This window comes from Actinomycetota bacterium (genome assembly GCA_018333515.1).
In the GTDB taxonomy this organism is placed as follows: domain Bacteria; phylum Actinomycetota; class Aquicultoria; order Aquicultorales; family Aquicultoraceae; genus Aquicultor.
In genome coordinates, this window is sequence record JAGXSZ010000014.1 from 1 (window position 1) to 8,914 (window position 8,914).

Annotated in this window: 8 protein-coding genes; 6 read left to right on the forward strand and 2 right to left on the reverse strand. The window is 50.6% G+C overall.

The features are described from left to right. The 3 genes from KGZ93_03610 to KGZ93_03620 form a co-directional block, all read left to right on the forward strand. Positions 1–2,049 (forward strand): GAF domain-containing protein (locus KGZ93_03610; protein ID MBS3908702.1); only part of this gene is annotated, 2,049 nt, incomplete at its 5' end. 143 nt (positions 2,050–2,192) lie between these two features. Beyond that, the gene (locus KGZ93_03615) at positions 2,193–3,110 is read left to right on the forward strand and encodes a GGDEF domain-containing protein (GenBank protein ID MBS3908703.1); all 918 of its coding nucleotides are present in this window, start codon (positions 2,193–2,195) and stop codon (positions 3,108–3,110) included. Between the two features lie 328 nt (positions 3,111–3,438). Then, positions 3,439–4,593, forward strand: coding sequence for a cytochrome c family protein (locus KGZ93_03620; GenBank protein MBS3908704.1), 1,155 nt, complete (start codon positions 3,439–3,441; stop codon positions 4,591–4,593). A gap of 40 nt (positions 4,594–4,633) precedes the next feature. On the opposite strand, the gene KGZ93_03625 is transcribed toward KGZ93_03620, so the two are convergent. Beyond that, positions 4,634–5,191, reverse strand: a complete 558-nt coding sequence (locus KGZ93_03625; protein ID MBS3908705.1) for a ferritin — start codon at positions 5,189–5,191, stop codon at positions 4,634–4,636. 346 nt (positions 5,192–5,537) lie between these two features. On the opposite strand from KGZ93_03625, the gene KGZ93_03630 reads away from it, so the two are divergent. The 3 genes from KGZ93_03630 to KGZ93_03640 all read left to right on the forward strand — a co-directional run bounded on the left by KGZ93_03630 (position 5,538) and on the right by KGZ93_03640 (position 8,589). Beyond that, positions 5,538–5,942, forward strand: a complete 405-nt coding sequence (locus KGZ93_03630; protein ID MBS3908706.1) for a BlaI/MecI/CopY family transcriptional regulator — start codon at positions 5,538–5,540, stop codon at positions 5,940–5,942. 42 nt (positions 5,943–5,984) lie between these two features. After that, a complete protein-coding gene (locus KGZ93_03635; GenBank protein ID MBS3908707.1) occupies positions 5,985–7,034 on the forward strand; it encodes a M56 family metallopeptidase in 1,050 nt (349 codons plus the stop codon). Positions 7,035–7,221: 187 nt separating this feature from the next. Further along, the gene (locus KGZ93_03640) at positions 7,222–8,589 is read left to right on the forward strand and encodes a radical SAM protein (GenBank protein MBS3908708.1); all 1,368 of its coding nucleotides are present in this window, start codon (positions 7,222–7,224) and stop codon (positions 8,587–8,589) included. A 127-nt stretch (positions 8,590–8,716) separates the two neighbouring features. Here KGZ93_03640 and KGZ93_03645 read toward each other — a convergent pair. Beyond that, on the reverse strand, positions 8,717–8,914 hold a 198-nt coding region (locus KGZ93_03645), incomplete at its 5' end, for a group II intron reverse transcriptase/maturase (GenBank protein MBS3908709.1).

The window sequence follows — 8,914 nt, forward strand, 5'->3', positions numbered from 1 at the left end:
CCCCCCCCCCCCCTAAGTGCGCGTCAACATTCAACATGGTCCTCCTACCGTCTATATATTCTATATACGATCATCGCCGGTATGCTCGTTATCGTTGTCGGGCCGATGCTCGGCTATTTCATGACCAGGGGCATTACCTCGCCGACCAGAGAACGCCAAATCCAAGGCTCGAAAGCTGAACTCCGCGAATGGGGCGAGAGACTGGAGCGGCAAGTAGATGAGCGCACCAACGAGCTTCGCCATGCCAACAAAGAGCTTGCCCGGAGAATAGAAGAGACGGGAGCCTATCTGGAAATAACTCGAATATTCGCGGGAACACTCGACCTCGAAAAAACCTTAAACCGTACGGCTCAGACACTTTCCAAGCTTTTGAAATCCGACTACGCTTCGATATCTCTGATAGACGAAGTCAGCCTCGTGCGCTGCTGGGAAATGGAGCAGTGCGCCGAAGAACAATGCCCGGCCCATGAATCGGAAAACCTCGAGTGCTGGACGGTGAGTGGAACACACTGCCGCAAAGAGATTCAGGGGACGTTCAAAGAGAAGATTACCGAGTGCGTAAAATGCCGCGTCTTCAGAAATATAACCGTCAAGACAGCCGCACTCAGCGGAGTCCGGGAGCCGAACCTCCTTGGCTCCAATGTACAAAGCGGCAATACGGCTTGCGGGAGGGCGATGCTCTCCCTTAAGCCGGTCGTTTCAGGCGTCGGTCAAGACGACCACTCTGAAATCGACCTGCGGCAAATAGCAAACGACTGCCTTACTCAAATCAGCATTCCGCTCATTGCAAAGCAGCGGGTTCTCGGAACTATGGCATTTGGCTTCAGGTCCAAGCAAACTTTCGACGAACACACTCTGCGCCTAACAACCGGTCTCTCGGATCAGCTCGCCCTCGGCATCGAAAACGCGATTATGCACAAGAAAAGCATACAGGCGGCCAACGAGGCTCGGATGCTTTATAGGGCCGGAGAAGCAATGGGCGCGACCATCGACAAGAGCGATATTTCTGGCCTGTTGATCGAGTACGTCTTAGATGCGCTTCAGTCTGACGGTGGAATCGTCCTCCTGCTCAACGACGAAAACGGCCGACTAGAAGTCGCGGCACGAAAGAACTTCGGCAAGATCATGCTCCAAGCGTTTGGAAAAACACCGAGTAGCGGAATTGTTGGAGCGGTACTCAACGAAAGCAAACCCCTCCTTATCGATAGACGTATTTCACGCTCGCGATTGGACGCCGACAGCGAAAACATCCCTTTCTCCTCAGCGATGTGCGCGCCCCTACAGTATCGCGGCACAATCTTTGGCGTAGTCGGTACGCTCTCCTTAGCGGAGAAAAACTTTACCTACAGCGACCTCCGGCTTTTCACCACGCTCAGCAATCTCGCAGGCGCGGCGATGCACAACGCCGAACTCTTCGACAAGCTCAGCGGCTTTTATATCGATTCCGTCAAAGCTTTAGTCGAGGCAATTGAAGCGAAAGACAGCTACACCAGAGGCCATTCAGAAAATGTCGCGCATTTGGCTGTAGCTATCGCACACAAGCTTGGCCTCGATGCAAACGCCATCGAAGAACTGCAAACCTCGGCGCTCCTACACGATATCGGTAAAATAGGCATACGCGACCAGGTTCTCAGCAAACCGGGTAAACTCGACAAAGCCGAGTTTGAGCACATTCGGGAACATCCGCGCATTGCGCACCAGATAATCGGCCGCATACCGGCCTTTAAAAATATCGCCGAGATAATCCTCCACCATCACGAGCGTTATGACGGCAACGGCTATGTGCTGGGCCTTGCGGGCGAAGATATCCCGCTCGGGTCACGAGTCCTGGCGGTAGCCGACACTTTCGATTCCATCACATCGAGCCGACCTTACCGTACCGCGGAATCTATAGAATTCGCCAAGACTGAGCTGCTCAAGAATTCCGGTACTCAGTTCGACCCCGCTATCGTCGAGATATTCGTAGAAATACTCGATAGCGGCTACATCGAGGCGCGAAGCGAAGCATCGGATGTTCGCCCGTCTAGTGTTGTTAATGGCTTGGATTAACCTACGCTTAAATATATGAGATATTGTTCCATAACGATGCGTCAATGGCTAATAAATAGGGCAAGACAGCCGATACCAAGAATAATACTATATGTATACTGGTATGGGTATTTTATCGTTGGCCATAAGGGGTGGAGTATTTAGTGTCTGTGCTTATAATCGCGGGAAGCATAATCATCATGTTATGCGCGCTCAACCGTTATAGAAAATGTATGTCCCTCATCGAAGAAGTCCACTACAGCAAAAACTGGAAACTGCTCCTGGCGCTGATATGGTTTTTCATCGTTGCATATGCCGTATACGGCTACTCGCTTATCGCAGGCTACCAAATCTCAAACCAGCGATCCATGATCACGGCTATCTTGTTCTTAGGCTCGGTCTTCGTGTTCTTCATAACAAACTTGAATCATAAAATCTTCTCCCAGGTAGCCAAGCTTAACAAAGAAATCAGACGCCACGTTGACCATCTCGAGGAAGAGGTCAAGCTCAGAACCGAAGAACTCGAGACATTGTCGGTCACCGACAACCTCACCGGCCTTTTCAACCAGCGACATTTCTATAGGAAGCTCGAAGAAGAATCATACCGCGCAAATCGACAAAACGGTCAGGTTTTTCTACTCCTTTTCGACGTTGACAAGTTCAAAGACTATAACGACGCGTACGGCCATCTTGCGGGCGACAAGGCGCTGCAAATCGTCGGTAAGACCATTACGGAAAGCATCCGTACCCATATCGATACCGGCTGCCGGTACGGCGGCGACGAATTTACAGTTATCCTCCCCGACCTCGATCGGGAGCAAGCTCTGGTGGTAGCCCGGCGGATCCTTAACAAGCTAAATGAATACGACATCCAAACAAGTATGGGCCTCATCCCGTGCCGCGGGTGCGACAGTAAAAACCCGAAACGCTTTCTCAAGCTCGCGGACCAGGCAATGTACGCCGCAAAAAAAGAGGGCGGCAACCGCATAAAGCTATACATGCCGACGGACGAAGAATCCACCGATGAGACCACTAATAACACTAATTACACTAATGCCGCCGCCAAATGGTCTTGCATCTAGAGCGCCCCTACTAAGAGCGTCCCTTGGGCCATACCAAAATAAAGCATTCTAGCCGTCGTTGTCGCCTACCCTCCCATTTTATCTGGATAGTGCGGCTCTAAAATGTTATAATTAAGAGCAGTGCCCCTCAGCCAGTTCGCGCAAACCCGGCAAGGAGGTCGCTGTGTTAAAAAGGATTACTATATTAGTATTCGCATCTTTTGTAGCACTTTCACTAACGGCTTGCGGAACCAAAGAACAACCCGTTAAAGGTAAAGGTGTTTCCGCATCTTTTGGCCTGTTCAAATCGGAACAATTCACACCCACGGATGTTTGCGTCACTTGCCATGTGGAGATTTATAGCCAATGGAGCGGCTCGATGCACAACAACGCCTATAAAGACCCCATCTTCCAGAAAGTCTATCAGTTTGCGGTAGAAGACACCGACGGGGATCGCGTTGTCGAAGATTTCTGCATTGTCTGCCATAACCCGGTAGGCTTTATGTCGGGCGAAATACCTCCCCCGGACGGATCCAAATTGAGCGAAATCGCAAAAAACGGTATCCAATGCGACTTCTGCCACACAGTTTCCGCGTCTACCGGCATCGGAAACTTCGCGGTCAAATCTTCACCGGGCAACACGAAAAGAGCGCAGTTTAAAGACGCGGTCTCACCCTATCATGAGACCGAGTTCTCGGGGCTCCATACGACGTCTGAATTCTGCGGTATGTGTCACAACGTCAACCACCCGGTAAACGACCTGCCGCTCGAAAAAACATATACTGAGTGGAAAGAAGGGCCTTACGCGAAAGAAGGCGTCCAATGCCAGGATTGCCACATGACGCCCGGCCCCGGTGTGACCAAGCCAAACCCCGGCAAGGCGGCGATTATGGGCCCGGACCGCCCGCACATCTACACCCATTCGATTGTCGGAGGTAACGTGGCCGTACCGACGATGCTTGGGTCGATCGAACACGCTCGGCTCGCCGAAGAAAGGCTCAAATCGGCGGCGACGGTAGAGATACTCCCGCTTACCGAGTTTGTTCCGGGAGCTGAAAACAGACTTCAAGTAAAGGTCACCAACAAGGGTGCCGGCCATTATCTGCCGACCGGGCTGACCGAGATGCGTCAAATGTGGCTACAAGTCAAAGTAACAGACAGGTCCGGCAAGGCTCTCTTCTCTTCGGGCGGGTTAAACGAAGACGGCTCCATCGAAAAGAATTCAATCGTTTATAATACCGTTGCGGCCGATGAGACCGGCAAGGCCACGTATAAAGTCTGGCGCGCGGAAAAAATTCTCTCCGATTACCGGATACCGCCGCGCGAGTCGGTTACGGAAACATACAACGCCGGCATTCCAAGTGGCGCCAAGGGCCCGTTTACCGTAAGCGCGATGCTTAAGTATAGGTCTGCGCCTCAAGAGCTTGTTCGCGAACTCTTCGGCGAAGAAGAGGTACAATTACCCATAACCGACATGGCCGGCGACTCTATCGTAGTAAAATAAGTGCCCGCCCGAATAGCATTAGGCGCGACGGTCGCATCCGCTAAGCTATCGGGCCATTGAACATTCCGGGGAACGCTTCCATCGCTTTTTTGTTTAGCTCAAGATGGGTCTTCTCGATTTCGACAAATGCCGTAAAGACCTCTTTGACCCTAGGCTCGACAGCGACCTCCGCGGCTTGAGCGTAGAACACTATCGCTTTCGCTTCGCGCTCATGGGCCTCTTTCAAGTTCTCGGATTCCAAGGCATGGCACCGGCCCCTCGTGTCCTCAACTTGGCCCTCCTTCGGCAGCCCGAGAAGCTTCCGTATGACGGACGCGTGTTCGGCTTCGACTTTAGAGAGCGCTTTAAACATAGCCGTCAGCTCCACATCGGTCGACACCTCAAACGAACAGCGATAAAAACGTGAATTATTGTTCTCGAGCATGAGCGCGTGCTCGAGATTCGCCTCGGAAACCTCCGAGAGTTCGAAAACGCCCGGTTCCCGCCATTCGCGGGCGAGCACAATATATTTGGCCTCAGCGCCACAGAACGGACAATGGCTCGGGACACCGCTTCCCAGATACGGGTCGCCGCATATGCGGCACTTGTAGACTTCCACAATCTCTCCTTTGCGCCGACAGTCTTTCCATTTATATGATTCTCATTCAGGTTATAACATAAAGACCACGGCTTTGCACTTGCCCGCCACACAACAAACCGAATAAAAGCAGCGCCGGCAAAGCATTAGAGCCTCGACGCCTATCCATCCAAGTCATGTCGCAAATATGCTTAACAAACCGACATCCGCGTGTTATGCTTATATGGTATTATTACGTCATATTAGCTACAAAACACATATTGCCGCAAATCACGGATTATTGCTGAATAATAGGTACTGTCGCTTGACTATTGAGCGTTTAACAAATAAACTCTACGTATTAAACACCCTAGAGGAGGATGTTACTGTGGAAAAAGAATCGCGAACCCGCAAGAGATCTAAGAAGTTAGGCATTAACGGCCTAAGCACGCTCGAAGCCGATATCCTGGATATCGTCTGGCAACACAAAAAAATCACCGTGCGAGAGGTCCATGAGACGATGCTCGAAGAAGGCTACATACCCTATACGACCGTTATGGCCGCCATGAACAATATGTCGCAAAAAGGCCTGCTCAAGCAGAACAAGGACGGTAAGGCGTATGTCTACGCGGCTTCGATATCGCGGGACAACACGGCGAAGGCGATTGTCGATTCGGTAGTCAACAGAATCCTTGGCGGCGTTTCGACACCGCTCGTTTCCCACTTGCTCAAACTTAAGAGCAACGATGATGTTGAGAAACTACTTGAGCTAAAAAAACAGTTGAATAAATAGCTATTCCGCAAAGACACGTTTCGACTAACAAGGCGGTCGACTGTGCCGGTCTGGCAATCGCTTTTATTTAACCATATCATGCCATCGATTTTCAATGCGGCAGTTACGCTGCTGCTTGTCGTTGCAATCTTTAAGGTATTTCGCGTAAAAGACCCCGCGACCAGGTTTATGTTCCTTTTTCTCCCGCTCATAAAACCTTTTATCATATTGCTCGAAAACCCCTCTGGAATGCGTTTGGAGTCTACCGATATGACGGTACATTTAATGGGTCGCCTGCCGGACCCGTTAAATCTAATCTCGTCGCCGATAAAGGAGTTTGCCGAGTTTACCTATGATCACTCAGCGACCATGATCGCGCTTCTAATCGCGGTAATCGCAATATTTATAGTAATAACGACGCGCTGGCTACAGCTCTTTCTCTTCTTAAACGGCTTTAAGCACAAGAAATCGCTGAGCAAATCCGAATGTCCCCAAGTATATGAGATTCTCGACGACCTCGTGCCAAGACTAAATGTCGCATATCCTAAAGTTGTGGTTGCCAAGAATTTCCATCTCGTTCCCTTCAGTGTCGGCTATAAGGAGCCGATAATAGTGTTGTCGAAAGAATTACTCGCCGAATTTCCGAGAAAGCAACTTGAAATAATGCTCGCCCACGAGCTAGCACATATGTTAAGAAAAGATAATCTTACGGGTTGGCCGGCTCTAATCCTGCGCGACATTATGTTTTTCAACCCCTTCGTGCGACTTGCCTACAATAAACTCGAGCACGAAAAAGAGAACACCTGCGACAGAATAGCGCTCGACATAACCGGCGCAACACCACATACCGGCGCAAACATGCTTTTGGATGTCGCTCTGTTCTACCAGAAAGTTTCACTAAACCAAAATCAAGCTTACCCCGCTCTCGCAAAAGGATTGCTAAGGCGTCGATCAATGCTCGAGAACAGAATTACTTCCATGGCACGGATCGCACAAGAAAGCAAGCCTTCCATCGTGCGAACCTCCCTCAAAACAATCATCTTCACACTCCTTCTTTATCTACAAATCGGCTTTGTCGTCAGCATCAACGAGTACCAAATGTATCTCCGCTAACCCCAAGGATTATCCCTTCTTCATGCGTCGCTTTATTCGACAACCGAGCAAGGAGGTGATTTTCATGAAGTCTCTTAATAGCGATGAACTGCTTTGGGACGCGATCGACGGAGAGCAGGTGCACGCCGAGGACAGTGCTTCCTGCTGCTGGGCTTTTGGATGGTGTTGGTTCTAAAAGAGGGTTATAATGAGGGTCAGTAAGCGAGTACTATCTTACCGAATCTCGGAAGAGTCGATTTTACTTATTAACACACTAACGGGAGCATTGGACGTCGTATCACCCGACATATATCACGAACTCAGCAAACTCGACACCAGCGGACATCTCACCATCGACGATTTCACGAGAGAGCGGCTGAAGAGAAGAGGCTATATTTTCGATAGCATCGAAAATGAGGCGCAATGGATTCAGCGGATTAAAGACGCCCACACAAAAACCGCAAAGCGCCTCACTTTTGTGGTGTGTCCGACCTATAAGTGCAACTTACGCTGCACTTATTGTTTCGAAGGAGATCTGACGAACGATAGCCGGAACTCTATGGGCATCGAGGATGTCGAGATGATCTTTAGCGCTATCGACAAGCTTAGCGATGAGTACAAAGAGCGTCGCCGAACTATCGAACTCTTTGGCGGCGAGCCGCTGCTCCCGGCAAACAAGAAAATCATAGGCCTGCTATTTAAGGAAGCGCAAAAGCGGTCCATCCCTGTAAGCATTGTAACAAACGGTGTCTTCGTAACGGACTATGCCGATATTCTGGAACGCTATAATGATATCGTCGGATCGGTTCAGGTGACAATCGACGGGCCGAGAGACATCCATGATTTGCGCCGGAAATCCGGTAGCGGCAAAGGGAGTTTCGACAAGATCCGCACAGCTATCGATAGACTTCTCGAATTGCGGATTAAGGTTCACGCTCGCACCAACGTCGATGTCCAAAACATAGGGCACCTACATGAGCTGCTCAGCTTCTTCACGGCAAAGGGGTGGGTCGACAGCCCGCAGTTTGTATGCAACCTCGCGCCCGTTGAGGACCACGGATGCACGAGAGCCTACGAGTTTTACATGCCGCAAAACCTTCTCGTGGCAAAATTCTACGAGGAATTCAAAGAGCATCCCGAGATGGCAAAGGTCTTTCAGCTCAACCTGTTTAGGACATTGAGGCACATCAACTCGGTATTGAGCAAGAGCCGCCCGGTCTTACCGCTTCTCCACTATTGTGAAGCCAACAACTTCGAGCATGTGGTCTTCGGCCCGGATGGATACGTCTACGCCTGCACCGAAAGCATGGGCGACAGAAAAAAGGCTGTGGGGGAATTTCGTCCACAGCTAAAGCTGTACGAAGATGCTGTTAAGATGTGGGGCGGGCGAAACGTCTTTAGGATGAAGAAATGCCGCGAATGCGACATTGCCCTTCTCTGCGGAGGCGGCTGTGCGTACTCCGCTCTTGTCGTAAACGGCGATATCAACGAGCCCGTCTGCAATAACGCTCGGGAGACCATATTCGCTTACCTTGACTACATCCAAGCCGAACTAGTCGACAAAGCAAGCGCCTAAGAACAATCGGGATAGGGGGCGGCTTTTAGCCGCCGACCTCCGGGTAGAAGGGCCACCCAATTGGGTGGCCCAACCCCCACAGAACCCGGCGTGCGGATTTCCCGCACCGGGCTCTTCAGAAATTGGTTCACAGCATTGCGTATACTTTCAATTTCTCATAAGGAATTGCAAGTTTTGGACGCAACAAGGGAAACAGCGCTTTAATCTTATGGAATTTATCCCACGTAATGTAGCTCTTGCTACTGCGGCTACTGAGCATCCTGCGCCAGCACCAGATGGCTTTCTCGTAGACTTTGAAGAGGGATTTAATGTTTCCAGCGAGGCC